The organism is Breznakia blatticola (genome assembly GCF_004365815.1).
GTDB lineage: Bacteria > Bacillota_I > Bacilli_A > Erysipelotrichales > Erysipelotrichaceae > Breznakia > Breznakia blatticola.
In genome coordinates this window covers 1-26,015 of record NZ_SODD01000036.1, presented here as the reverse complement: position 1 = coordinate 26,015, position 26,015 = coordinate 1, and the positions used below count along the sequence as shown (strand labels likewise).

Sequence of the window (26,015 nt, the reverse complement as noted above, 5' to 3'; positions counted from 1 at the left end):
TTATGGTAACGATTCTTAATATTATTTTTACAATTTCTATTATGAATCTAAATCCACGTTTAGACAACTTAGGGGGTCACTTCATATTATCTTAAAAAACACCTACACACAAGCAGTGGTAGATGTTTGGTGTGATATGTTTGACTACTTGTAGTATGTATTATCAAAGACATACTGTCAATTGAAGTGAAAGCTTAATGTTGGAGTAGCTTTTTATATAGTGAATCAATGGCAAATGCACCTAGTGGTGCAGTAAGTAAAATGGCAAGAATAGAAACAGCAAGTACGAGATTACCACACGCAAGTCCCATACTTAATGGGATAGGACCTAAGGCAGCTTGCACGGTTGCTTTGGGTGTATAGGCAATCATGGTAAAGATGCGCTCTTTGCGATTGAGTTTGCTTTTTACTAAACAAATAAGGACACCCACCATTCGAAAGAGTAGTCCAAATAGTAAAAGTAGAATTGCTAATACACCGATCGTTTGAATATAAGCGATGTTGATGGAAGCACCAACTAAAATAAATAAAACAAATTCAGCGACTACCCATAAATGGTCATAGCGAAATTGCAATCGGCTTGCCAGTGTACTATAGAATTGTTTAGTTGCAATTGCCATACTCATAATTGCCAACAAAGCAGAAAACGGAATGTTAGGAAATTGATCTTGTATTTGAAGTAATAAAAAAGTAGTACTCATTAAGATCATAATTTTAATAGTGTCGCGTAGGTGTAATAGTTGAAACAGTTTAGTAAGTAAGTATCCTACAAGAAAACCAACTGCAATACCTAAAAGAATAGAGATTGGTACATTGATAAAACTTGTAGCATCAACATGGTTTCCGGTTGCTAAAGTTGTACATGCAGTAAAGATTACAATGACAAATACATCATCAACAGAAGCACCAGCTAACACCATTTGTGGAATTCCTTGTTTTGTTCCATATCCTTGATTCATGATTTGAATCATTCGCGGAACAATAACTGCAGGAGATACTGCAGCTAAGACACTTCCAAGAATTGCAGCATCAAGTAAGGAAATATGAAGTAGTGGCGGTGCAATTAACATGACCCCAATGATTTCAAAACAAGCAGGGACAAAACACATCAAAATTGCCGATCGTCCAACCGACTTCAACTCATGCAAGTTTAGTGATAATCCGGCACGCGTTAAAATGATAATTAATGCAATCTGACGTAAGTCATCCGACATTTCTAAGATTTGTCCATCAATGCAATTAAGTACATATGGACCCAATAGCATTCCTGTTGCCATCATTCCAATTAAACTTGGCAAATGTAATTTCTTACAAATTGCACTGAGTATAATTCCTAATAAAAACATATATGCAAAACTTGTTAACATGTGTTACCTCCAATAAAAAAGCTAATGAACTGCATAAAAAATGCAGAAATCATTAGCTTGCGCGGTTTCGATACTGTAATCGTGGGAGATTTCATTCCCTGCGCATAGTATACAAAAGATTTACGTGCTTGTCTATGTTTCCTGTACATATTCCATCATCTTTTCGGATATAGAATTGTGTCATGTCACAAAATGTAATACAATAAAATGGATACAAAGGAGTGGCGAGAAATGTACAAAACAGATTTAGAGATTGCACAGGAAGCAAAACTGCAACCAATTACAGAGATTGCGAAAAAAGCAGGAATTCCTGAAAGTGAATTAGAATTATATGGGAATGTAAAAACAAAAGTTTCGCTTGATGTATTAAAAAATGCAGAAGCAAAGGAAGATGGAAAACTAATTTTAGTAACAGCGATTAACCCAACAAGAGCTGGTGAAGGAAAAAGTACAACAACGGTTGGTTTGGTTGATGCATTTAACCAAATTGGTAAAAAAGCGATGGTTGCGTTACGTGAACCAAGTTTAGGACCAGTCTTTGGAATTAAAGGTGGAGCTGCAGGTGGTGGATATGCGCAAGTTGTCCCAATGGAAGATATCAATCTTCACTTTACTGGAGATATGCATGCTATCACAACATGTAATAACTTGATTAGTGCATGTTTAGATAATCACTTACACCAAGGAAATGAGTTACAAATCGATAAAGATCGCGTCGTCTTTAAACGTGTTTTGGATATGAATGATCGTGTACTTCGTCAAGTTGTAGTAGGTTTAGGTCCAAAAGCAAATGGAGTAGAACGTCATGATGGATTTACAATCACAGTAGCAAGTGAGATTATGGCAGTACTTTGTTTAGCAAATTCATTAATGGATTTAAAAGAACGTATTGGAAAAATCTTAGTTGCTTATAACGTAGAAGGACAACCTGTTTACGTTGCAGATTTAGGAATTGCTGGAGCATGTGCAATGGTCATGAAAGATGCAATTAAACCAAACCTTGTTCAAACACTAGAAAACAATCCAGTGTTAATTCATGGTGGACCATTTGCGAATATTGCGCATGGATGTAATAGTGTACTAGCAACAAGAACTTGTTTAAAACTTGCTGATTATGTTATTACAGAAGCAGGATTTGGAGCTGACTTAGGAGCAGAAAAATTCTTAGATATCAAATGTCGTGAAGCAAACTTAAAACCAAATGCAGTTGTGATCGTTGCGACAATTCGTGCCTTAAAACAACATGGAAATGTTGCTTATGAAGACTTGCAAACGGAAAATGTAGAAGCGATGCTTGAAGGATGCTGTAACCTTGCAAAACACATTGAAACCATTCAAGCTTTCGGTTTACCATATGTAGTAGCAATCAATGAGTTTGCAACAGATACACAAGCAGAAGTAGAAGCACTTCAAACATGGTGTAAACGAAATAATCACCCGATGTCATTATCACAAGTATGGGCAAAAGGTGGAGAAGGTGCAGTAGATTTAGCAAACCAATTGGTTGAACTTGTCGAACAAGAAAACAACTACAAACCACTCTATGATTTAGATGCATCAATTGAAGATAAAATCTTAACCATTGCCAAAACATGTTATGGGGCAAAAGATGTACATTATACAGATGAAGCGAAAGCTCAAATTGCGATGTTTACACAACATGGTTGGGATAAACTTGCGATCTGTATGGCGAAAGTTCCATCAAGTTTAACAGATGATGCAAAAATCTGTGGAGCACCAAAAGACTTTACAATTACGATTCGTGAACTTCGTCCATCACTAGGTGCAGGATTTATTGTGGCATTAACAGGTAGTGTTATGACAATGCCTGGTTTACCAAAAGTACCTGCTGCAAACCGTATGGATATTGATGAGGATGGAAACATCACAGGATTATTCTAAGATTGACCAAGGGAAACCTTGGTTTTTTTCTATCGTGCATCTAAGTAGAAAATTAGACTACATTCTTTTATGATATACAAGAACACAATTTTGATGTGTTCAAAATGATAAATTACCACTTGGTAGTTTGTGTGAAAATGATGCAACAGGCTGAATCGAATCGATGCATCAAACAGCGAAAAGAACAATGTGCAAAACAAACAAGCTTTGTGTGAATTGTTCTTTTTTTTGCATCTACATTTACCTAGACGTCAAATTAGCATATAATTTACAGTAGAAACAGAGGTGAATGTATGAAAATAGGATGTGTAAAAGAAATAAAGAAACATGAATATCGTGTTGGTTTAACCCCAGCAAGTGTACAAGCATATGTCCAAGCAGGACACGAAGTGTACTTTGAAAAAGGTGCGGGTGTAGGTAGTGGATTTATGGACGATGCCTACCAAGAAGCAGGAGCAATCGTAGTTGATCAAGCAAGCACTGTTTGGGAAACCGTAGATATGATGACAAAAGTAAAAGAACCTTTAGCTAGTGAATACAAATACTTCCGCGAAGGTTTAATCTTATATACATATTTGCATTTAGCAGCAAATGAAGAATTAACAGATGAATTAACGAAAAAGAAAGTTACTGGATTTGCTTATGAAACGTTAATGGATGCAGGAGAACTTCCATTATTAAAGCCAATGAGTGAAGTTGCTGGACGTCTAGCCTTACAAGAAGGTGCCAAAAGTTTGGAAGTACATAGCGGTGGACGTGGTGTATTGCTAAGTGGTGTGCCAGGCGTACAAAAAGGTAAAGTTGTCATTATCGGTGGTGGTGTCGTTGGAACACACGCTGCAAAAGTTGCAGTTGGACTAGGAGCAGATGTAATTATCTTAGATAAAAGCATTCGTCGTTTAGCACAACTTGATGATATCTTTGGAAACAGTATTCAAACGCTGTATTCAACCGATCATGAAATTGAAGAACAATGTAAACAAGCAGACCTTGTTATTGGGGCAGTTTTAATTCCTGGAGCAGCAGCACCTAAATTAATCAAAAAATCCTATTTAGCAAACATGCAACCAGGAAGTGTAATTGTCGATGTCGCTGTTGACCAAGGTGGATGTGCTGAGAGCACAAAAGCAACGTACCACGATGATCCAACGTATGTGGTTGATGGTGTCGTTCACTATTGTGTAGGAAATATGCCAGGAGCTGTACCGAGAACATCAACAATTGCCTTAACCAACGCAACGCTTGCATATGGATTAAAAATCGCAAGTGCATCAATGGAAGAATTGATTCATGATCCAGTGATGGTTAGTGCAATTAATACATACAAAGGACACATTACCTTTGAAGGTGTTGCCACAGCATTTGATAAACCATACAAAGATATTAAAGACTTAATCTAAACAAAATATAAAACATCAGAAAAAGCCTTTAAAATACGAGTTCGATTGTGAAAACTTTCTCAATAACATGCTTCACTTTTAAATGAAAATGGAGTATTATAGAGGTACTGAAACAGGAGGAATTATAAAATGGCATTAGTATCAGCAAAAGAAATGCTTGAAAAAGCACATGCAGGACATTACGCAGTTGGTCAATTTAACATTAACAACTTAGAATGGACTAAAATGATTTTATTAGCTTGTGAAGAAGCAAAATCACCAGTAATCCTTGGAGTATCTGAAGGTGCTGGAAAATACATGACTGGTTACAAAACAGTAGTTGCAATGGTTGAAGCAATGGTTGAATCATTAGGAATTACAGTTCCAGTTGCATTACACTTAGACCACGGTTCATACGAAGGGGCAAAAGCTGCTTTAGAAGCTGGATTCTCATCAATTATGTTTGATGGATCTCACTACCCATTCGAAGAAAACTTAGAAAAATCAAAAGAAATTATCGAACTTTGCCACAGCAAAGGTGTATCTGTTGAATGTGAAGTTGGAGCAATCGGTGGAGAAGAAGATGGTGTTGTAGGTTCAGGAGAAGTTGCAGACCCTCAAGAATGTAAAGTTATCGCTGACTTAGGTGTTGACATGTTAGCTGCTGGAATCGGAAACATCCACGGAAAATACCCTGAAAACTGGGCTGGATTAAACTTCGATGTACTTGGACAAATCCAAGACGTAACAAGCGGAAAACCATTAGTATTACACGGTGGTTCAGGAATTCCAACTGACCAAATTAAAAAAGCAATCTCTTTAGGAGTATCAAAAATCAACGTAAATACAGAATTACAATTAGTATTTGCTGATGCTACTCGTAAATATATTGAAGCTGGTAAAGACTTAGAAGGTAAAGGATACGACCCTCGTAAATTATTAGCTCCAGGTTGCGATGCAATCAAAGCTGAAGTTCTTAACAAAGTTAAAGAATTCGGTTCTGAAGGACAAGCTTAATAATCAAAAACGAAAGTACATTTAAAAAAATGTACTTTTTTTATAGGAAAGGATGAACTCTCGACTTTTTTTTGATATGATAGGATGCGTAAGCAAGAAGGAGTTTTTATGGATTGTACAGATCAAATGTTAGAACGTAAAGAATCTTGGGTTTTAAAAAATGAAAAATTATTAAAACAAGGTGTGTATGTAATGGACATCAACAACACGTATATCGATGAAGATTGCACGATTGGTGAAGGTAGTACGATTTATCCAAACGTTTGGATTGAAAAAGGAACCGTTATTGGTAAAAATGTAACAATTTTACCGAATTCATTTCTATCAAATGCAACCATTGAGGATAATGTAACAATCGATTCAAGTAAGATTGTGGATAGTATTGTCGGTGTAGATAGTGTAGTTGGACCAATGTCTCACTTACGTGGACATACGCATATTAAAGGAAATGCCCGCATTGGAAACTTTGTGGAAATGAAGAATACAAACTTCGGTTTAGGTAGTAAATGTGCACATTTAACGTACCTAGGAGATAGTGATGTCGGAGAAAAAGTAAACTTTGGTTGTGGTGTTGTCACTGTTAACTATGATGGAAAAAACAAATTCCGTACAGTAGTTGGTGATGGAGCGTTCGTTGGAAGTAACGTAAACTTAATTGCACCAGTAACCATTGGTAAAAATGCATTATTAGCTGCAGGAAGTACCATCAATAAAGATGTGGAAGATGGAGCTATGGGAATTGCAAGACCATTCCAAGAAAACAAACCTGAAAAAGGTAACCAATACAAAAATAAATAAAATGAAGGAGAAAATCATGGATAAGGAAAAAGCTGTAGTTTTTGCCCTAACTACAAGTGTAAACTTGGCAAAAGAAATGTGTGAAGTTATTGGATTGGAACTAGGGAAATGTGAAGTGAAGCACTTTGCAGATGGGGAAATCCTAGTACAACTTGGAGACACGGTACGTGGTAAGGACGTATTTATCGTTCAATCGACGTGTAACCCAGTATCAAGTTCAATTATGGAAGTACTTATTTGCATTGATGCATGTAAACGTGCAAGTGCAAAAAGCATTAGTGTGATTACGCCATATTACGGATATGCTAGACAAGACCGTAAAGCGCAACCACGTCAACCAATTACAGCGAAACTTATCGCCGATTTATTACAAGCAGCAGGAGCAACTCGTGTTATCACAACGGAGTTACATGCCGCGCAAATCCAAGGGTTCTTCAACATCCCGGTAGATGATTTAAGTGTTATGTGCATTATCTCAAACTACTTTGTTGAAAAATTCGGACCAAATGCAGATGATGTTGTCGTTGTATCACCAGACCATGGAGGAACAACAAGAGCACGTAAAGTTGCAAATGCATTAAACTGTCCACTTGCAATTATTGACAAACGTCGTCCAAAACCAAACGTTGCAGAAGCAATGAACTTAATTGGAGATGTAAAAGGTAAAAAAGCAATTGTTGTTGATGATATCGTAGATACTGCAGGTACATTAATGGCTGGTATTGATATGTTATACAACAATGGAGCAACTGAAGTATACACAGCATGTGCACATGCCGTACTTAGTGATCCAGCAATTGAACGTATCAATAATTCTAGAATTGTTGAATTTGTTTGTACAAACACAATTGATCAAACAGAAAATGCAAAACTGATGCCAAAAATGCGTGTAATCAGTTTAGCTGAACTTCTTGCCCTAACCATTCGTCAAATCGAAGAAGGTCGTCCAGTAAGCGAAATGTTACAACGCTTTAACTACGACAACAAATAGAAAATCTAAGACACTTCGGTGTCTTTTTTTCAAGCTTGTATCATTCCCATAGCCTTTGTTTGAATTTTTGGCGTATAATACGTATATAAGGGTTTAGGTGATAAGATGAAAGTATTATTGATGAATGGAAGTCCACGTCCAGCAGGATGTACGCATCGTGCATTATTAGAAGTGGAAAAACAACTACAAAGTGAAGGAATCGAAACAGAGATTGTCCATATTGGAACCACACCAATTATGGGTTGTACATCGTGTGGGATATGTGCAGAAAAAGGTGAGTGTTTTCAAGATGATCTTGTAAATACATTTGCCAAAATGGCAAAAGATGCAGATGGATTTGTCTTTGGAAGTCCAACATATTATGCGGATGCATCAGGACCACTTACTGCGTTTATGAATCGCTTGTTTTATTCAGCAGGAAATGTGTTTGCACAAAAACCAGGTGCAGCCGTTGCATCATGTAGACGTGCAGGTGCAATGAATACATTAGATCATATTCAAAAGTATTTCTTGATCAATCATATGCCAGTGGTTCCATCACAATATTGGAATGTGGTACATGGTTCTACTCCTGAAGATGTTGAAAAAGATTTAGAAGGACTCCAAACAATGCGCTCATTGGCAAAAAATATGGCATTTATGCTTAAATGTATTGAAGCAGCAATGGAAAAAGGGTTACCATTTCCAGAATATGAAAGAAAGGTACGGACGAACTTCATCCGATAGGTGGACATAATGGCAAAAAAAGTACTAATTACAATTTCACGTGAATATGGTAGTGGAGGAATTTTACTAGCAAATGAACTAGGTAAGAAATTAGGAATTCCTGTGTATGATAAAGAACTCTTATTTCAAATGAGTAACGAGAGTGTAAAAAACAAAAGCATTCATGATCAAGTAGAAAAGAATGTTGAAAATGCAGATTACTATTTTCATCTAGGAGGGACAAAGTTTTTAGGTGCAAGTGGAGTACTAACTGAAATTGCCTTGCATGAAAGAGTCTACACCAATCAACGTGATGTGATCCTTGAAGCAGCGAAACAAAGTTGTATTATTCTAGGTCGTTGTTCAGGGAATATTTTAAAACAAGATCCAGATGTCGTTCGTGTATTTGTGCGCGCAGAGGTTGCGGATAAGAAAAAACGCGCAATTGAAGTATACAAAGATGATGCAGAGAATATTGAGAAAATATTACATGATATGGATATGCGCAGGGCTAACTACTTTAACTACTTCACCAATGAAGTGTGGGGAAAGATTAATAATTATGATCTTGTTGTTAATACAAGTAAAGTTGGAATCGAAGGTGCTGCAGATACGATTATCGCGTATGTACAAGCAAGAGATGAAAAAAGGAGTGATGCATAGCATCGCCCCTTTTTTACACTTTGATAAATTGTTGATCCTTAGAAGGAATATCGTTTGTATCAGAAATATATCGTTCAACCTGCATATGTAAATCATATGCATCACGAAGTTCCATGATTTGTTGCATCATAGGTGAATCGTGATGTATATCAAGTGCTTTTTGATCTGTCCAAGAATCGATAAGTAGGACAGTTTCTTCATCTTCCATTGGAAAGAAATACGCATAAGTGATATTGCCTTTTTCTGCACGTATAGCATCCACGATCCCTCTATCCACCATTTCTTGTGCAAACTTTCTTGCATTTCCATTAGTCCCATGATAATAAATATTAACAGTAATTGCCATAAATTGATCCTTTCTACAATTCGATTTGATTGTATGATTTCAGTAATGTTTTATATAACGGATACGATAGTAGTAGGGATACTACAATCGTAACAAGTATAATTTCCACTTGTCTTGTATCAAATAATACGTTCATAAATTCATAGTTTACATGGAAAACATTGGTTGTGAGATAGATGATTCCAAAATATAAAGTGATAAGTTCGATAACTAATAAAAAGAAATAATAACCTCCATGCATTTTATAACGTACTTTCATTTTGAATCGAAGAAGTATGATAGGTATAAATATGAAAAAACACAGCAATGAATAAAATAGTATATTTTTGATTTCGTATTGTCCAATGTTGAGTGTATCAAGAAGTAAAGTAAAAACTACAATAGTAAGAAATCCATATAGCATGATACCAAGTGTTTTACATAAAATATAATCTAGATAGTCCTTACGTGAAATTGGATAACTCATAAGGTACATACCATCAGGGTTACGCAAGTCTCCATAAATTGAAATCTGACTCATTGGGAAAAGGGTGAAATATAAAAATGTAAATTCATTTTTTGAAGAAATTAAGTAAATAATTGGCATTCCAATAAAAATCATTATAAAAGAGATTCGATTTGTATACCATTCTCTAAGAAACAAGTTTTTCATAGTGGTTCTCCTTTGATTATAAATTCGAGTAAATCATCAATAGATGCATTCTCAATAATGACATCTTTGTAGTTTTCTAAATAGAATGGTTTCTGATTGGTTAAGCAGCTATATCCATAGGATTCCTTCTTTATCGACTGAATACATGAGGTATCCATCCTTTTATATGCTACATCACTCACTTTGATTAATGCATATTGATTTTGAATGGTATCCATTGTCTCGTGCATACGAATAGTTCCTTGGTTAATGAAATAGAGATCATCGCATAAATTTTCTAAATCAGATGCGATATGTGAACTGATAATAATCGTACGTGTATCATCCATATAATTTCTTAAAATATCAAGAATCTCATTTCTTGAAACAACATCCAATCCAAGCGTTGGTTCATCAAGTATCAGTAACTTTGCATGATGTGATAATGCTAGAAATATTTTTAGTTTTGCCAAAGCCCCATTAGATAATAAAGATAAACCACTTTCGATATTTACATCATGTGCTGTGCAGTATGCATGAAATTGCGCTTCATCAAAGTTTGTATACATCGCTTTATGAATTTCAATGATATGTTTGATAGACATACTTAGATCATAAAATGAATTTTGAAAGACGCAGCCGATGTTTGCCTTATCTGCTGTTTGCAAAGGTTGGTGTCCAAAAACAGATACACTTCCTTCATCTGGATAAATGAAATTCATGATGAGTTTCATTAATGTTGTTTTACCTGCACCATTTGCACCAACTATACCTGTAATATAACCAGTTTGGATGTGCATATCATAATTTACAGAGAAATCATCCAGTGTCTTTTTAACATGATGTAGTTTAATCATAAGTATCCTCCATAACCAGTTGAAATAGCATCGCGACATCTTCTTTGCTAAGCTGATTCACCCTTGCTTTAGTAAGTGCTTGTTCCATAAGAATTTCCACTTCTTTTTTTACTTCTTCGTATGCTAAATTGCGATTGATAGTTAGTACATAACTTCCTTTTCCGTGAATTGTAGCGATATAACCCTCTTCTTCAAGAAAGTCATATGCTTTTTTTACGGTAAGTGCACTGATTTTTAAGTCTTTTGCAAGTCCTCGTACCGAAGGTAAAAAACTTCCTTCAGGTAATTGTTTATTCAAAATCATGCTTTTGATACTTTCTACGATTTGTTCGTAGATGGGTTGCATGGATTTATTATTAATGATAATGTTCATACGTATCACCTCGTAAACAGTATATAACAGTATATAACATATGTAAAGTTTAAGCATAAAAAAAGACAGCTATTTGCCAATGTCATTAAGTTAAGGATTGTAAAACATAGAAGAGTTAGAAATATCTGACCCTTCTTTTTTATTTGCTCAATGTGTTGACAAAAAATCGAAAATCTGGCGCTTCGTTACACTCAGCGCTTGCAGTAAAAGTAGAAGGAGGTCTTACTAATGAAGACAACAAGATACTTATTATCACTGCAATCGCAGGTATACAAGAAAAGAATAGGGAGACTGTGTTATGTCAAACTATCCTAACAAGGTGATGCATATTTTTAACCAAAAGCTTAAGGAACTAGAGTCGAGGCTTCATGATGAAGACTTTGTAAGACAAGCCGGGATTGATTTCACAAGAAAAAGAAAACTTGGATTTAGTGACATAGTTAAATCTTTGATTTTTATGTCATCAAAGCCGTTAACAGAGGAATTATATGATTATTATGAATATGCATCAGATATTGTATCAGCAAGTGCTTTCGTTCAAGCAAGAGAGAAGATACTACCTAAAGCATTCTCTGCATTATTCACAATGATTAATGAATCTTTCCTATGTACTTCTTTACACAAAGGATATCATTTAGTAGCGGTAGATGGTTCAGACTTAGCTATTCCATATGTTCCTACGGACATCAAAACGTATAAAAGTAATGGTCCCAATAATAAAGGTACAAATCTTTATCATATTAACTCTTCCTATGATTTACTGAACAATCGATACGTTGATATCGTAATAAATGGATTCCAACATTCTGCTGAACAAGAGTCACTATGCACAATGGCTCGTCGATACACACAGGGGAAAGCAATATTTATTGCCGACCGAAACTACGCAACTTGGAACGTCATGGAGCATCTAAAAGATGCAGGACAGCATTTTCTAATTAGAGCTAAGGATATTGATTCAGAGAACGGCTTATTAAAGAAGTTTAAACTCCCCAATGAAGCGTTTGACTTAGAAATAGAAACCATACTTACTATAAAACAAACAAGCGAAGTAAGGAGCAATCCCGACAAATATCGCTTCCTCTCAACTTCTTCAACTTTTGATTTTATTAGTAAAGATAAACCTTATCATCCAGTTAAATATCGTGTCGTTCGTTTTAAAATAGAAGGTGGTGAAGAATATGAAACAATTATTACCAATCTATCAAGGGAAGAATTCTCATCGAAAGAAATCAAAGAATTATATGGGATGCGTTGGGGTATCGAGGTGTCTTTTCGCCATTTGAAGTATGCGACTGGTTTAAAAGTGTTGCACGCAATAAAGCGAAACAGTATCCAACAAGAAATTTGGGCAAGAGTCATACTTTACAATCTATCCATGATTATCATTAATAAAGCGTCAGTTAAACTTCAGAAAACAAATAAGAAATGGAATTACTCAATCAATATCACAAGAGCTATCCACATTATCAGAGATATGGCAAAAAGAAAAGGTGGAATCCCACCCAGTCTCGAATCGATAATATCCAAAGAGTTACTTCCTATAAGACCAAATCGCAAGTTCACTAGAAAAGTCCGCGCTCAAAGTCTTATCAATATCAACTACCGTTTCTCGTAACTGACTTCATTATAAATCAAAAATTTGAAAAGTTCACTAAGTTGGACGATTTTCATCGTGGTAAAGTCACAACAACGTTATGAATATCTGAAAAAGAAAACGTATAACCATTTTTATTCAACTGGTTATACGTTTAGTGCAATCCTTAACTTAATGACATTGGCTATTTGCTGCCTTTAAGAATCGGTGTTACTTTTTTGTAGACTAGGAATACGACAAGACATGTTGCAGTTCCTTTGATTAAGTTGAATGGTAATACAGCAACAAGCATAAAGGTAAATAGACTAGATACCGGAATACTTGCTTGACTTAAGAATGCTTCAATTGGCATCTTGAAGAAATATGCATATGCTGGTAATAAAACAAAGTAGTTAAGGATCATAGCAACGACGCTTAGACTTATAATACCAACAACCATACCAATAATTGCTTGTTTTTTTGTCTTGTTTTTTTGATACATATACGAAGCAGGTACCACAAGTGCACATCCCATTAGAAAGTTTGCAACTTCACCAATTCCCATTGTTGTTGTTCCATCAAGTAAAAAGTTGATAAAGTTTTTTAGTGCTTCAATCATAATGGCAGGACCAGGTCCTAAGGCAAATCCCCCAAGTAAGACAATAACCTCACTGAAATCCATTTTGAAAAATGGTGGCACCAGTGGGACAAGTGATAGTTCAAATAACATCACAACTGCAGCAATTGCTGCAAGTACACTAACTTTAATTAGCGTCTCCAGTTTTTTGTTCATTTCATAATCTCCTTTTCAATAAAAAAACCTGTGAGTAACACAGGGCAATATTTCATATGAAAAGAATGTTCTTCTTTCATCCAGACTATACTGTCGCCACTGGAATTACACCAGTTCAGCCTTTCGGCTCGCGGGGTTTACCGCCGGTCAGGAATTGTTAGTAAACTAACGCACCTTGCCCTGAAGATTACAAAATCATTATAGCATAAATATTCGATATGCAAATAAAAAAAGCAGGAGAAACTCCTACTTTTGGTTTGTTTGCTCTTGTTCAAGCTTATTTGTTATCCACGTGTGATACAAACATAGCATGTCCAAAGTAAACAACATCGACCCATGATTTAGTTGGATCGCAATCTCATTAATATCCATTGTTGGGGTAAGTCGTTCAGCGCTATGACGACTCATTAAACTTTCTAAAGTTCCTTCTTCCATTTCTGCAAGAAACTCGTTAATTTCTGGTAACATAAGTTTTTCACATCCTTCAATTTCCATTATAGTACAAACCTTAAAAAAATCTAGATGTATGCTTATTTTCACATACTTGTTTCTATTAGAAACTCATGTATAATACAACTATGAAAACCAAACCAATAAACTCAATTCAACAAATGATTACCGGGTTAGCCATATGTATATTGGGAATCGTTATTTTAAATGCTGCGATGTTAACACTGAGCACCTTTTTTTATGTGTTTGGGATTGTATTTGTAGTGATGGGATTAAGTAAACTATTTACGTTTATTTCACACAAGATTCGTGGATTAGAAAAAGTAGATTCTTTTTTGCGAATTTGTATAGACTTTGCAATTGGAATATTAATTATCATATTCCCAGATATGCCAATATCGATTTTTGGAATTGTATGTGCTTTTTATGCATTACTAAATGCAGCAATTCACTTTGTGAATGCATATATAAAAAGTAAGAATCATGTACGTGATCAATATAAAGAACTTGCAGTAGGAACTGTTTATTTTATCTTTGGGGTCTTCTTATTGTTTTCACCTGCTATGTATGTAAGTGTTGTAGTGAATGTAATTGCGGTCTTCTTTATTTTATACGGGTTTGGAATGTTTCATTCGGGAGTGCGCCTAGCCTTATCTATTCAACGTAAGAATGATCTAAAGCGTAAAATACGAATTACTTTACCAACGTTTGTAGAGTTTATGATTCCAAGTTACGTGCTTGGACAAATCAATAAACTTTTGCAACCAACGCAAGTCGATCAACCATCCAAACTGAGTTTTGAACAACGTAAAAGTGATGAAGATGTTGATGTCGAAGTACTCGTGCATATGAGCGAAAAAGGTTTTGGACGTGTTGGCCATGTAGATATTGCCTACAAAAATATGGTATTATCATATGGCAACTATGATCCAAGTAGTTGGCGTATGTTTGAACTTATTGGTGATGGTGTACTCTTTACAGCAAATAAAAAAGAATACATTCCTTTTGTTATTGAAGATAGTGCCAAAACACTTGTTGGCTTTGGTTTAAAGTTAAGTGAAATGCAACTACAAGCGATGAGTGAACTGGTTGATTGTGTCATGGAAAATACAATCAAATGGATTCCACCATTTTATGTTGGGGTAAATGATTTTTATGCTTCACGCTTAAGTTTCCATGTTCCTACAAATTTCTTCAAAGTTCGTGATGGTCGCTTTCGTACATTCTTTGTTGTTGGTGATAACTGTGTGCGCTTTGTAGATCGTTTATTAGGTGCTGCAGGCATTGACTTGATTAAGTTGTATGGAATTATCACGCCAGGAAGTTATTATGATTATTTAAATGCAGAGTTTGCAAATCCAAATGGGATTGTTGTCAGCAAACGTATATATAGTAGTATTTTAGAAAAAGATGGAGATAAAAATGAAAAGTAAAGTAGTGTTTATTGATGTGGATGGAACCTTATGTCTAGATGATGGACATACTGTACCAGAAAGTGCGCAAGCAGCTTGTAAGCAAGCAAGAAAAAATGGACATAAATTGTTCTTATGTACCGGTCGCTCAAAACCAGAAATCTTTGATAACATCTTAGAAGTTGGTTTTGATGGTATTATTGGAGCAGGTGGAGGATTTGCTGATGTGAATCAAGAAAATCTATTCCATAAGCAAATGCAAGAAGCAGATGTAAAAGCGGTACAAGCATATTTTGAAGAACATGGAATCTTATATTACATTGAAAGTAATGAAGGATTGTTTGGTTCAAGAGAATTACAATTGCATCTAGCTAAACTAATGAGTCCAGATGATATTGAAAAAGGATTGGAAGCACCATTTGTGAAAGCGTTGCAACCATTTAGTGATGATATTGATTATGCATCAATTAATAAAATCTGTTTTCTAGATAATGCAAATCATCCGTTACAAGATGTGGAAGAGAAATTCAAAGATGTCTTTGAAGTACTTGCCTGCACAGTTCCTGCATTTGGAAAAAACAGTGGAGAACTAATTATCAAAGGTGTAAGTAAGTCTGTCGCAATTGATCAAGTGCTAGCGCATATTGGCGTAAGTAAAAATGAAACCATTGCAATTGGTGATGGGAAGAACGATATTGACATGTTTGAATACTGTAATGTTGGTGTTGCCGTTGGAAATGCTGATCCAAAATTAAAAGAAGTTAGTGATTTTGTGGTAAGACGCCATGATGATGGTGGACTAGCTGATGCATTTAGTCAATTACAACTTATCTAAGTTATAAATTACATCAAAAAAATAAAGCGGTATCGTATTTACAAGGTATCGCTTTTTGTGTATTATAGGAATGTAAGAAAGTACTTGTATAATAGTTGAAATATGGTCAACAAGTTTCTACCTCGCACCGGTATTTGCGAGACTACAAGGAATGAAGTTTGTATTAGTACTTTTTTTGTTGGTTTGCGCTCTAACTTGTGGGGAGGTAACAGCATGCAAATGATGGTTATGAATACAAATTTCACAAGAAAACGTAAATTTTTTTCATAACGTGGTAGATAGTTTTATTAACCACGGTTTTTTTATTTTCTGGAGGTAAGAAAGATGATTCAAGTAAGTATTGTTATGGGAAGTAAAAGTGATTTAGAAGTCATGCAAAATTGTATGAATCAATTGAAAGAGTTTGGGATTGGATATGAAGTGCGAATTTTAAGTGCACATCGTACACCAAGTGAAGCACATGGATATGCCAAAGCATTACGTGAACGTGGTATTAAAGTTGTAATTGCTGCCGCTGGTGGTGCTGCCCATCTTGCAGGAGTCATCGCTGGAGTTACAACACTACCAGTTATTGGAGTGCCAATGCAAACAAGTGCACTTGGAGGAATGGATTCACTTCTTTCAACTGTCCAAATGCCAAAAGGAATTCCAGTAGCAACTGTTGCCATTGGGAAAGCAGGAGCTGCAAATGCTGCAATACTTGCAGCACAAATGATTGGTGTTGAAGATGAAGCAATGGCAATCAAACTTGATGATTTTAAAGTACAAATGGCAAAAACAGTATTAGCCGATAGTGAAATAGAAACATATGAGGGGAACTAGATGAAACAACGTTTATTTGTAAGAAAAAAAGAAAAGTTTAATGTAGAAGCAAATTCAATTTGTAGCGATATTAACCATAACCTACAAATTACAAGTGTAATTGGCGTTGAACTATATAACATATACGATATTTTCGAAGCAGATAGTCAAGATATCGAATTATTACGTACTAAAGTATTAAGTGAAATCGTAACGGATGAAGTATACGATAACGTAGATTTATCTAAAAAAACATACTTTGCATATGAAAGTTTACCTGGTCAATTTGACCAACGTGCAGATAGTGCCCAAGCTTGTTTAATGCTGCTCAACAATAAAAGTGATGTAGTTGTAAAAAGTGGACGTTTGATCATTCTAGAGGGAATGCCAACAGATGAAGAAATCCAAGCAATTAAACACCACTTTATCAACCCAGTAGAAATGCGTGAAAAGGATTTAACAATTTTAGAAAATGATGAAGATGTAAGTGTTGATCCAGTACTTAACGTTGAAGGATTTATCGAATGGAATGAAGATGAAGTAAAATCATATCGTGAAAACGAAAGTCTTGCGATGAGTGATGCAGATTTACTATTCATTCAAGAATACTTTAAAAAAGAAGACCGTAACCCAACAGTTACAGAAATTAAAGTATTAGATACCTACTGGTCAGATCACTGCCGTCACACGACATTTGAAACGGTATTAAAAAACATCGTGTTTGAAGAAGGTACATTTAGTAGTCGTCTACAAGAAGCATACGAACAGTTTTTAGATTTACATCAAAAAGCAAATAAGAAAGAAAAACCAATTACATTGATGAACATGGCAACTGTAGCTGGTAAATATATGCGTCAAAATGGTTTACTTGAAGATCTTGAAGTCAGCGATGAAATCAATGCATGTTCCATTGAAATCACAGTTGATGTTGATGGAAAAGAAGAACCATACTTATTGATGTTTAAAAATGAAACACACAACCACCCAACAGAAATTGAACCATTTGGGGGAGCAAGTACATGTATTGGTGGGGCAATTCGTGACCCGCTATCTGGAAGAAGTTATGTCTACCAAGCAATGCGTATTACCGGTGCTGGCGATATTACAAAACCAATTGCAGATACACTACCAAACAAATTGCCACAACGTGTAATTTCAAAAGGTGCGGCAAATGGATACTCAAGTTATGGTAACCAAATTGGTTTAGCAACAACTTATGTAAAAGAAATCTTTGATGAAGGCTATGTAGCAAAACGTATGGAAGTTGGAGCAGTTGTAGGAGCGGCACCAAAAGCAAGTGTAATGCGTTTACAACCAGAAGCTGGAGATATCGTTGTCTTGATTGGTGGAGAAACCGGTCGTGATGGAATCGGTGGAGCAACTGGTTCAAGTAAAGAACATACAGAAACTTCATTAACGAAAAGTAGTAGTGAAGTACAAAAAGGAAATGCACCAATTGAACGTAAATTACAACGTTTATTTAGAAATCCAGACTGTACACGATTAATTAAAAAAGCAAATGACTTTGGAGCAGGTGGAGTAAGTGTTGCCATTGGAGAATTAGCTAATGGAATTCACATCAACCTTGATAAAGTACCAACAAAATATGCAGGATTGAATGGAACTGAACTTGCAATCAGTGAATCGCAAGAACGTATGGCATGTGTGATCTCACCAGATGCATACGAAGCATTCAAAGAATATGCATACCAAGAAAACTTACAAACATACATTGTTGCTGAAATTAGTGACGATAATCGTTTGATGATGAACTTTAAAGGGGAAACGATTGTTGATATCGATCGTAGTTTCTTAGATACAAATGGTGTACGTCAAGAACAAGATGTCATCATTGAAGACTACACAGCAAATCATGCAAACCCATTTGTGGCAAAACATGAGTCTGTGGCAACTGTCTTACAAGATGAAAATGTTGCGAGTCAACGAGGACTTGTCGAAATGTTTGATGCAACAATTGGAGCAACAACGGTCTTAATGCCTTTTGGTGGAAAATACCAAATGACAGAAAGCCAAGCAAGTGTGCAAAAAATATCATTATTTGGTCAAACAAATACAGCAAGTGTATTAACGTATGGATACCAACCAAGTATTGCGAAATACTCTCCATACTTAGGTGCTTCATATAGTGTTGTAGAAGCACTAGCAAAGCAAGTGGCGGTTGGTTCAAGTTATAAAAAAGCAAGATTATCAAACCAAGAATACTTTGAACGTTTAGGAAACGATCCAAAAAAATGGGGAAAACCAACGCAAGCATTACTTGGGTTGATTGAAGCACAAATGGCATTTGAAACACCATCTATTGGTGGAAAAGATTCAATGAGTGGAACGTATAAAGATTTAACAGTTCCACCAACATTAATCACTTTTGCAGTAACAACAGAGAAAGTAGATGCCATTGTATCTAATGATTTAAAAGCAGAAAATCACTACTTGTATTATGTAAAACATAAAGCAAATCGTGATGATTCACCAAACTACAATCAACTAAAGAAAATCTTTAGTGCAGTAAAAGATAACATCGATGCAAAACATATCGTTGCAGCTAATGCAGTCGGATATGGTGGAGTTGTCGAAGCATTATGTAAGATGAGCTTTGGAAATAAAATTGGAGTTGACGTAACAAGTGATGAAAACTTGTTTGCAGCAAATATCGGAAGTTTCGTTGTAGAAAGTACATGCGAAATTGAAGATGAAAACTTTATATACGTAGGAAAGACAATCGAAGATCTAAAAATTAAGATTAACGATGAAAGCATGAGTATTGATGAAGCAATCGCTTTATGGGAAGCTCGCTACAAAGAAATCTATCCAACGATCGTACATGAAGGTGCTGAGTATTTAAAGAAAGTCGACTACGATGATCAAAATATTGTAAAAGCAAAAACACCAATCGACAAACCAAAAGTTATCATCCCAGTTTTCCCGGGAAATAACTGCGAATACGATTGTAAGAAAGCATTTGAAAAAGCAGGTGCTGATGCTGAGATTTATGTATTCAACAACATTGATGTAGAAGCAACTAAACGCAGTATTGATACCCTTGCAACTAAAATTGCAAATGCACAAATCTTAATGATTCCTGGTGGATTCTCAAGTGGAGATGAGCCAGATGGAAGTGGTAAATTTATTGCCAATGTATTAATGAATGAGAAAGTCAACGATGCAGTACAAACCTTACTGGCAAACGATGGACTGATCTTAGGAATCTGTAATGGATTCCAAGCCTTGATTAAATCAGGTTTACTACCTTATGGAGATATCGAAAAGCTTGATGAAAATTCACCAACTTTATTTAGAAACGATATCAACCGACATGTATCTCATATCGCGACAACAAGAGTTAGTTCAACGATGTCACCATGGTTGAAGGGATTCAACGTTGATGACACACACAAAATTGCCATGTCACATGGGGAGGGTAAATTTGTGGTAAGTGAAAAAGAAGCACAAAAACTATTTGAAAATGGTCAAGTGGCTACGCAATATGCAGATTTACGCGGACGACCAACGATGTCTGGTGTGTATAACATCAATGGTTCAACATACGCAATTGAAGGTATCACAAGTCGGGATGGAAGAATCTTCGGAAAAATGGGACATAGCGAACGCTATGAAGATGGACTCTTTAAAAACATTTATGGAGACAAACTTCAAGACATCTTTAAAAACGGTGTCGATTACTTCAAAAAATAGAAAAGGTGGGCAAAATGGAAAAATTAGAAATGATCTACGAAGGAAAAGCAAAACAAATTTATCGCACGGATGATGAGAATTTAGTCATCATTCACTATAAAGATGATGCAACAGCAGGAAATGGTGAAAAAAGAGGAACGATTGAAAATAAAGGAGTTCTTAATAATAAGATTTCAAATATGATTTATCGTTACTTGATGAAACATGGAATTCAAACACACTTAGTTGAAGAACTAAATGATCGTGATTCTTTATGTACAAAAGTGGATATTGTTCCACTGGAAGTAATTGTGCGTAACTTAGTTGCCGGAAGTGCAGCTGCACGCTACAAAATGGAAGAAGGTACAAAAGTTTTAACACCAATTATGGAAATTTGCTGGAAGGATGATAATTTAGGAGATCCATTGATCAACGATTATCATGCCATTGCATTTGGTTTAGCTACACGCGAAGAACTTGATGAAATATATGCACAAACATTAAAGATTAATGATTTGATGCTAAAGATGTGGGATGAAATGGGAATTCAATTAGTGGATTTCAAAATTGAGTTTGGACGTACCAAAGAAGGTCAAATTCTATTAGCTGATGAAATCAGTCCAGATACTTGTCGCCTATGGGATAAACACACAGGTGAAAAATTAGATAAAGATCGTTTCCGTAGAGATATGGGAAATGTAGAAGAAGCTTATAAAGAGATCTTCTCAAGATTGGAGAAGAAAGAGGATTAATATGTTAGATGAAAAGCAGTATTTTTTAAATGGAAAAATCAATGAAGAGTGCGGAGTCTTTGGCGTTTTTAATGTAAAAGATGCTGCAGCATTAACCTATTTCGGATTGCATGCATTGCAACACCGTGGCCAGGAAGCAAGTGGGATTGCCACGAGTAACAAAAAAGAAATTAAGTGTATTAAAGGGAAAGGTTTATTGACAGATACCTTTAATTCACAAACCTTAAAGCAACTTAAAGGGGTACATGCTGTAGGACACGTACGTTATTCAACAGCCGGTGGCAATGAAATTGAAAATGTGCAACCAATTATGGTTCGTAGCCATAAAGGACACTTTGCGATAAGTCACAATGGGAATATTGTAAATGCCAAAGAATTAAAAGAAGAAATGGAAAACAATGGAAGTATTTTCCAAGGAACCAGTGATACGGAAGTGATCGGTCACTTAATTCAAAGAGAACGTGAAGGGACTTTTGAAGAAAAAATTATTAAAGCCGTACAACACTTAGAAGGTGCATTTGCCTTCTGTGTTATGCGTGAAAACTGTATGTATGCAGTTCGTGATAAAAATGGACTTCGTCCAATGAGTGTCGCAAAAGTTGATGATGGATGGGTAGTAAGTAGTGAATCTTGTGCTTTTGATATCGTAAACGGAAAAGATGAGTTTGATATCGAGCCTGGGCAAATTATTAAGTTTGATTACGATGGGATTAAGAAGATTCAATATACAGACAAAACACAAAAGAAAATGTGTGCGATGGAATATATTTACTTCTCACGTCCAGATTCTTCAATTGAAGGAATCAATGTGCATACAGCACGTCGTCTTTCAGGAAGAATGTTAGCAAAAATTGATAAGGAACAAGGTGGTATTGAAGCAGATATCGTTGTCGGTGTTCCGGATTCATCTTTATCTGCAGCCATTGGATATGCTGAAGAAAGTGGATTGCCTTATGAACTTGGTTTAATTAAAAACCGCTATGTAGGTAGAACCTTTATTCAACCAACGCAAAAACAAAGAGAGCGTGGGGTACGTATGAAATTAAGTGCCGTACGTGACATTGTAAAAGGAAAACGCATTATGTTGATTGATGATAGTATCGTGCGAGGAACAACTTCACGTCGTATTATTCAATTATTAAAAGAAGCAGGCGCAAGTGAAGTTCATGTACGTATTGGGTCACCAGCGATTACACATCCATGTTTCTATGGAGTAGATACATCAAGTCGCAAGGAACTAATTAGTGCCAAGATGGATGCAAATGAAGTTTGTGAATTCATTCAAGCAGATTCATTAAAATTCTTAGAAATTCCAGAAATGATGGAAGCATTTGAGACAGAAGATTTATGTGTTGCATGTTTCAATGGGAAATATCCAACCGATTTATATGATTTAGGTGAACAGTTAGAGGAGGAACTAGCAAATGAGTGATAAGTATAGAGAAGCAGGTGTTGATTTAGAAGCCGGATATGAATCGGTTCGTCGCATCAAAAACCATGTAGAACGTACAAAGATTAAAGGTGCTTATACAGCTTTAGGATCATTTGGTGGTATGTTTGATCTAAGTGTTTACGGATTAAAAGAACCAGTTCTTGTTTCTGGAACAGATGGTGTAGGAACCAAGTTAATGGTTGCCTTTGAATATGATAAACATGACACAGTAGGAATTGATGCAGTTGCTATGTGTGTGAATGATGTGCTTGTTCAAGGGGCTATGCCAATATACTTCCTAGATTATTTAGCAGTAGGAAAAAACCATCCAGCACAAATCGAACAACTTGTAAAAGGAGTTAGTGATGGATGTGTAGAAAGTGAATGTGCCCTTATTGGTGGTGAAACTGCAGAAATGCCTGACATGTACCAAGATGGACATTACGATATTGCAGGATTCTGTGTTGGAGTTGTTGAAAAAAGTAAACTACTCGATGGAAGTACAATCGATGCAGGACAAGTATTAATTGGATTACCATCAAGTGGATGTCACTCAAATGGATTCTCATTAATTCGTAAAATTTTATTAAAAGATGCAAAATTGGATTTACACACAACATATGAAGGGTTTGATCAACCTTTAGGTGATGTATTATTAACCCCAACAAAATTATATGTAAAAACAATTAAACACTTACTTGAAAAAGTAGAAATCAAAGGAATGTCACATATTACAGGTGGTGGATTTTATGAAAATGTACCACGTATGTTGAAAGATGGACTTGGAGTTCGCATTGATACAACTGCATTCCCAAGACCTAAAATCTTTGATTTGCTACAAGAAAAAGGACAAATCGAAAATAAAGAAATGTACAATGTATTCAACATGGGAATCGGGTTTGTCTTAGCAGTTGATGCAAATGATGTAGATACTGTACTAGCAAGCTTAAAAGAAATCAATGAACCAGGATATGTTATTGGTGAAGTAACCAATACTGGTGAAGTGGAGTTAACGTGGTAAACGTAGCAATCTTTGCATCAGGCAGTGGTTCAAACTTCGAAAATCTTGTAAAAGCAGTTTACAAACATGCAGAAATCAAACTACTTATTGTAGATAAAGAAGATGCATATGCAATTACAAGAGCAAATAAGCTAGGAATTCCTTATGTGTATGTCAATCCAAAAGCGTTTGCTGGAAAAGCAGCATATGAAAGTCAAATTCTTTCATACCTACAAGCATATAAGATTGATCTAATTGCACTTGCAGGGTATATGCGTTTTATTGGAAAGGTATTATTAGAAAACTATCCAAATCGCATTATTAATTTACACCCAGCATATTTACCAGAATTTCCAGGCGCACATAGCATTCAAGATGCCTATGATGCAAAAGTAAAAGCGACAGGGGTAACGATTCACTTTGTTGATGATGGGGTTGATACAGGTCCAATTATTCACCAAGAGCGAATCGATATTGATCCAGCTTGGAGTTTAGAAAACTTAGAAGAAGAAGTTCATAAAATGGAATACGATATGTTTCCAAGAATTTTAGATAGCGTATGCAAGGAGGCAGAAAATGAAACGAGCTCTAATTAGTGTATCAGATAAAACTGGGGTTCTTGAATTTGCAAAAGAACTTGTTAGTTTAGGATATGAAATTATTTCCACTGGAGGAACAAAGAAATCATTAGATGAAGCAGGCATTCCTACAATTTCAATTAGTGAAGTAACAAACTTCCCTGAAATTATGGATGGTCGTGTAAAGACGTTACACCCAAATGTACATGGTGCATTGCTTTGTGTACGTGATAATCCAGAACATGTTAAAGCATTAGAAGAAAACCATATTGCATACATCGATTTAGTATGTGTAAATTTATACCCATTTAAGCAAACGTTGCAAAAAGAAGGGGTAAGTCACGAAGAAATTATTGAGAATATCGATATCGGTGGACCAAGTATGCTTCGTAGTGGGGCAAAAAACTACAAATACATTCCTGTAATTGTAGACCCTAGTGACTATGACAATGTACTTAAAGAATTAAAAGAAAATGGTGAGACTTGTCCAATTACAAGAGAATACCTTGCCGCAAAAGTATTCCGTCATACGGCAAGTTATGACACAATCATCGCTGATTATCTAACAAAGAAAACAGGAGAAAAATATCCTGAAACATTTACGATGACATATGAAAAAGTGCAAGATTTACGTTATGGAGAAAACCCACACCAAGAAGCTGCCTTCTATAAAGGAGTCAATCCACAATACTCAATTGCACGTGCAAAACAACTACATGGAAAAGAACTTTCTTACAACAACATTCAAGATGCAAATGCATGTATTGAAGTGTTAAAAGAATTCAGTGAACCATGTGCAGTGGGAATGAAACATATGAATCCTTGTGGCGTAGGAATCGGTGCAACTATTGAAGAAGCATGGGATAAAGCATATGAAGCAGATCCAACTTCGATCTTTGGAGGGATTGTTTCATTTAACCGTGAAGTAAGTGTTGCTGTAGCTGAAAAACTAAGTCAAATTTTCTTAGAGATTATCATTGCTCCTTCATATGAAAAAGAAGCATTTGAAATCTTAAGTGCGAAGAAAAATATTCGTTTGATGGTGTTAGATACAAATTTAGATGTAGCACAAACAACGAAAGTAACAAATGTAAATGATGGATTACTTGTCCAAGACATGGATTTAATGCATGTAGAAGACATGGAATTAACCATCCCAACAAAACGCAAACCAACTGATGAAGAAATGAAGCAATTACTATTTGCATGGAAAGTAGTAAAACATGTAAAAAGTAATGCCATCGTTCTTGCCAAAGCGGATATGACAATCGGTGTCGGTGCTGGACAAATGAACCGTGTCGGTGCTGCAAAGATTGCCATTGAACAAGCAGGTGAAAAGGCAAAAGGTAGTGTGCTAGCAAGTGATGCATTCTTCCCGATGCCGGATACTGTAGAAAATGCAATTGCTGCTGGAGTAACTGCAATCATTCAACCTGGTGGATCAATCAAGGATCAATTAAGTATTGATGCTTGTGATGAAGCAGGCATTGCAATGGTATTTACAGGAGTAAGACATTTTAAACACTAAAAGAAAAGGACAGAATACACAAATTCGTGTAATTCTGCCCTTTTTTAGGTGTGCCAGGCATGGTGCATATCTAGTTGGTGAAAGTCCAACCGCAGGTGTTACCGCTAAGCGTAGTGAACCACAAGCCGAAGTCGGT

At 35.7% G+C, this 26,015-nt stretch carries 24 protein-coding genes and 3 riboswitches; of the genes, 17 read left to right on the top strand and 7 right to left on the bottom strand.

What is annotated here, in order from left to right; all coding sequences use genetic code 11:
• Window positions 1-194 precede the first annotated feature (194 nt).
• Complete coding sequence (locus EDD63_RS08935) at window positions 195-1,367, bottom strand: cation:proton antiporter (protein WP_134170608.1); 1,173 nt, start codon at window positions 1,365-1,367, stop codon at window positions 195-197.
• A 36-nt stretch (window positions 1,368-1,403) separates the two neighbouring features.
• A riboswitch (Fluoride riboswitch) is annotated at window positions 1,404-1,475 on the bottom strand.
• Between the two features lie 123 nt (window positions 1,476-1,598).
• Between EDD63_RS08935 and EDD63_RS08930 the strand changes: the two genes are divergently transcribed.
• From EDD63_RS08930 to EDD63_RS08900, 7 genes are all read left to right on the top strand, one after another.
• Window positions 1,599-3,269 (top strand): formate--tetrahydrofolate ligase, encoded by a 1,671-nt coding sequence (locus EDD63_RS08930; RefSeq protein WP_134170606.1) that lies wholly within the window; start codon window positions 1,599-1,601, stop codon window positions 3,267-3,269.
• Between the two features lie 293 nt (window positions 3,270-3,562).
• The gene (ald, locus tag EDD63_RS08925; RefSeq protein WP_134170604.1) at window positions 3,563-4,669 is read left to right on the top strand and encodes an alanine dehydrogenase; all 1,107 of its coding nucleotides are present in this window, start codon (window positions 3,563-3,565) and stop codon (window positions 4,667-4,669) included.
• 129 nt (window positions 4,670-4,798) lie between these two features.
• Window positions 4,799-5,665, top strand: a complete 867-nt coding sequence (gene fba / locus EDD63_RS08920; RefSeq protein WP_134170602.1) for a class II fructose-1,6-bisphosphate aldolase — start codon at window positions 4,799-4,801, stop codon at window positions 5,663-5,665.
• Window positions 5,666-5,773: 108 nt separating this feature from the next.
• Entirely contained in the window at window positions 5,774-6,463 is a 690-nt protein-coding gene (locus EDD63_RS08915; RefSeq protein WP_134170600.1) for a DapH/DapD/GlmU-related protein, read from the top strand.
• A gap of 16 nt (window positions 6,464-6,479) precedes the next feature.
• The gene (locus tag EDD63_RS08910; protein ID WP_243833758.1) at window positions 6,480-7,454 is read left to right on the top strand and encodes a ribose-phosphate diphosphokinase; all 975 of its coding nucleotides are present in this window, start codon (window positions 6,480-6,482) and stop codon (window positions 7,452-7,454) included.
• Window positions 7,455-7,559: 105 nt separating this feature from the next.
• Window positions 7,560-8,180: a flavodoxin family protein gene (locus tag EDD63_RS08905; RefSeq protein ID WP_134170597.1), complete on the top strand. Its 621-nt coding sequence runs from the start codon at window positions 7,560-7,562 to the stop codon at window positions 8,178-8,180.
• Between the two features lie 9 nt (window positions 8,181-8,189).
• Window positions 8,190-8,822 (top strand): cytidylate kinase-like family protein, encoded by a 633-nt coding sequence (locus EDD63_RS08900; RefSeq protein ID WP_134170595.1) that lies wholly within the window; start codon window positions 8,190-8,192, stop codon window positions 8,820-8,822.
• A 13-nt stretch (window positions 8,823-8,835) separates the two neighbouring features.
• Here EDD63_RS08900 and EDD63_RS08895 read toward each other — a convergent pair whose 3' ends face one another.
• The 4 genes from EDD63_RS08895 to EDD63_RS08880 are packed head-to-tail and all read right to left on the bottom strand — an operon-like array spanning window position 8,836 to window position 11,029.
• A complete protein-coding gene (locus EDD63_RS08895; RefSeq protein WP_134170593.1) occupies window positions 8,836-9,168 on the bottom strand; it encodes a putative quinol monooxygenase in 333 nt (110 codons plus the stop codon).
• Between the two features lie 13 nt (window positions 9,169-9,181).
• Window positions 9,182-9,820, bottom strand: coding sequence for an ABC-2 transporter permease (locus tag EDD63_RS08890; RefSeq protein WP_134170591.1), 639 nt, complete (start codon window positions 9,818-9,820; stop codon window positions 9,182-9,184).
• Window positions 9,817-10,656, bottom strand: a complete 840-nt coding sequence (locus tag EDD63_RS08885) for an ATP-binding cassette domain-containing protein (protein WP_166667601.1) — start codon at window positions 10,654-10,656, stop codon at window positions 9,817-9,819. Before EDD63_RS08885 ends, EDD63_RS08890 begins: the two co-directional genes overlap by 4 nt.
• A complete protein-coding gene (locus EDD63_RS08880) occupies window positions 10,649-11,029 on the bottom strand; it encodes a GntR family transcriptional regulator (RefSeq protein ID WP_134170587.1) in 381 nt (126 codons plus the stop codon). Before EDD63_RS08880 ends, EDD63_RS08885 begins: the two co-directional genes overlap by 8 nt.
• Window positions 11,030-11,327: 298 nt before the next feature.
• Between EDD63_RS08880 and EDD63_RS08875 the strand changes: the two genes are divergently transcribed.
• Entirely contained in the window at window positions 11,328-12,647 is a 1,320-nt protein-coding gene (locus tag EDD63_RS08875) for an IS4 family transposase (RefSeq protein ID WP_134170585.1), read from the top strand.
• Between the two features lie 163 nt (window positions 12,648-12,810).
• Here the strand turns inward: EDD63_RS08875 and EDD63_RS08870 are convergent, their stop codons facing one another.
• Together EDD63_RS08870 and EDD63_RS08865 are read right to left on the bottom strand one after the other, a co-directional pair.
• Complete coding sequence (locus EDD63_RS08870) at window positions 12,811-13,398, bottom strand: ECF transporter S component (protein WP_134170584.1); 588 nt, start codon at window positions 13,396-13,398, stop codon at window positions 12,811-12,813.
• Between the two features lie 64 nt (window positions 13,399-13,462).
• Window positions 13,463-13,590, bottom strand: a riboswitch (FMN riboswitch).
• A gap of 54 nt (window positions 13,591-13,644) precedes the next feature.
• Window positions 13,645-13,866 (bottom strand): hypothetical protein, encoded by a 222-nt coding sequence (locus tag EDD63_RS08865; RefSeq protein WP_134170582.1) that lies wholly within the window; start codon window positions 13,864-13,866, stop codon window positions 13,645-13,647.
• Between the two features lie 110 nt (window positions 13,867-13,976).
• On the opposite strand from EDD63_RS08865, the gene EDD63_RS08860 reads away from it, so the two are divergent.
• The 9 genes from EDD63_RS08860 (at window position 13,977) to purH (ending at window position 25,879) form a co-directional block, all read left to right on the top strand.
• Window positions 13,977-15,281, top strand: a complete 1,305-nt coding sequence (locus tag EDD63_RS08860; RefSeq protein ID WP_166667600.1) for an HdeD family acid-resistance protein — start codon at window positions 13,977-13,979, stop codon at window positions 15,279-15,281.
• Complete coding sequence (locus EDD63_RS08855; protein ID WP_134170578.1) at window positions 15,271-16,095, top strand: Cof-type HAD-IIB family hydrolase; 825 nt, start codon at window positions 15,271-15,273, stop codon at window positions 16,093-16,095. Before EDD63_RS08860 ends, EDD63_RS08855 begins: the two co-directional genes overlap by 11 nt.
• Before the next feature lie 64 nt (window positions 16,096-16,159).
• A riboswitch (purine riboswitch) is annotated at window positions 16,160-16,260 on the top strand.
• A 159-nt stretch (window positions 16,261-16,419) separates the two neighbouring features.
• Window positions 16,420-16,917 (top strand): 5-(carboxyamino)imidazole ribonucleotide mutase, encoded by a 498-nt coding sequence (gene purE, locus EDD63_RS08850; protein ID WP_208318316.1) that lies wholly within the window; start codon window positions 16,420-16,422, stop codon window positions 16,915-16,917.
• Window positions 16,918-20,610 carry a phosphoribosylformylglycinamidine synthase gene (locus tag EDD63_RS08845; protein WP_134170574.1) on the top strand — a complete coding sequence of 1,231 codons (3,693 nt, stop codon included), beginning with the start codon at window positions 16,918-16,920 and terminating at the stop codon, window positions 20,608-20,610. It begins immediately after the preceding gene.
• Window positions 20,611-20,624: 14 nt separating this feature from the next.
• Window positions 20,625-21,341: a phosphoribosylaminoimidazolesuccinocarboxamide synthase gene (gene purC / locus EDD63_RS08840; RefSeq protein WP_134170572.1), complete on the top strand. Its 717-nt coding sequence runs from the start codon at window positions 20,625-20,627 to the stop codon at window positions 21,339-21,341.
• Window position 21,342: 1 nt separating this feature from the next.
• Window positions 21,343-22,773: an amidophosphoribosyltransferase gene (purF, locus tag EDD63_RS08835; RefSeq protein ID WP_134170570.1), complete on the top strand. Its 1,431-nt coding sequence runs from the start codon at window positions 21,343-21,345 to the stop codon at window positions 22,771-22,773.
• A complete protein-coding gene (gene purM, locus EDD63_RS08830) occupies window positions 22,766-23,794 on the top strand; it encodes a phosphoribosylformylglycinamidine cyclo-ligase (protein ID WP_134170568.1) in 1,029 nt (342 codons plus the stop codon). Before purF ends, purM begins: the two co-directional genes overlap by 8 nt.
• Complete coding sequence (gene purN, locus EDD63_RS08825; protein ID WP_134170566.1) at window positions 23,788-24,369, top strand: phosphoribosylglycinamide formyltransferase; 582 nt, start codon at window positions 23,788-23,790, stop codon at window positions 24,367-24,369. The genes purM and purN overlap by 7 nt, the downstream gene beginning before the upstream one ends.
• Window positions 24,350-25,879, top strand: a complete 1,530-nt coding sequence (gene purH, locus EDD63_RS08820) for a bifunctional phosphoribosylaminoimidazolecarboxamide formyltransferase/IMP cyclohydrolase (protein WP_134170564.1) — start codon at window positions 24,350-24,352, stop codon at window positions 25,877-25,879. Before purN ends, purH begins: the two co-directional genes overlap by 20 nt.
• The last annotated feature ends 136 nt before the right edge of the window (window positions 25,880-26,015 follow it).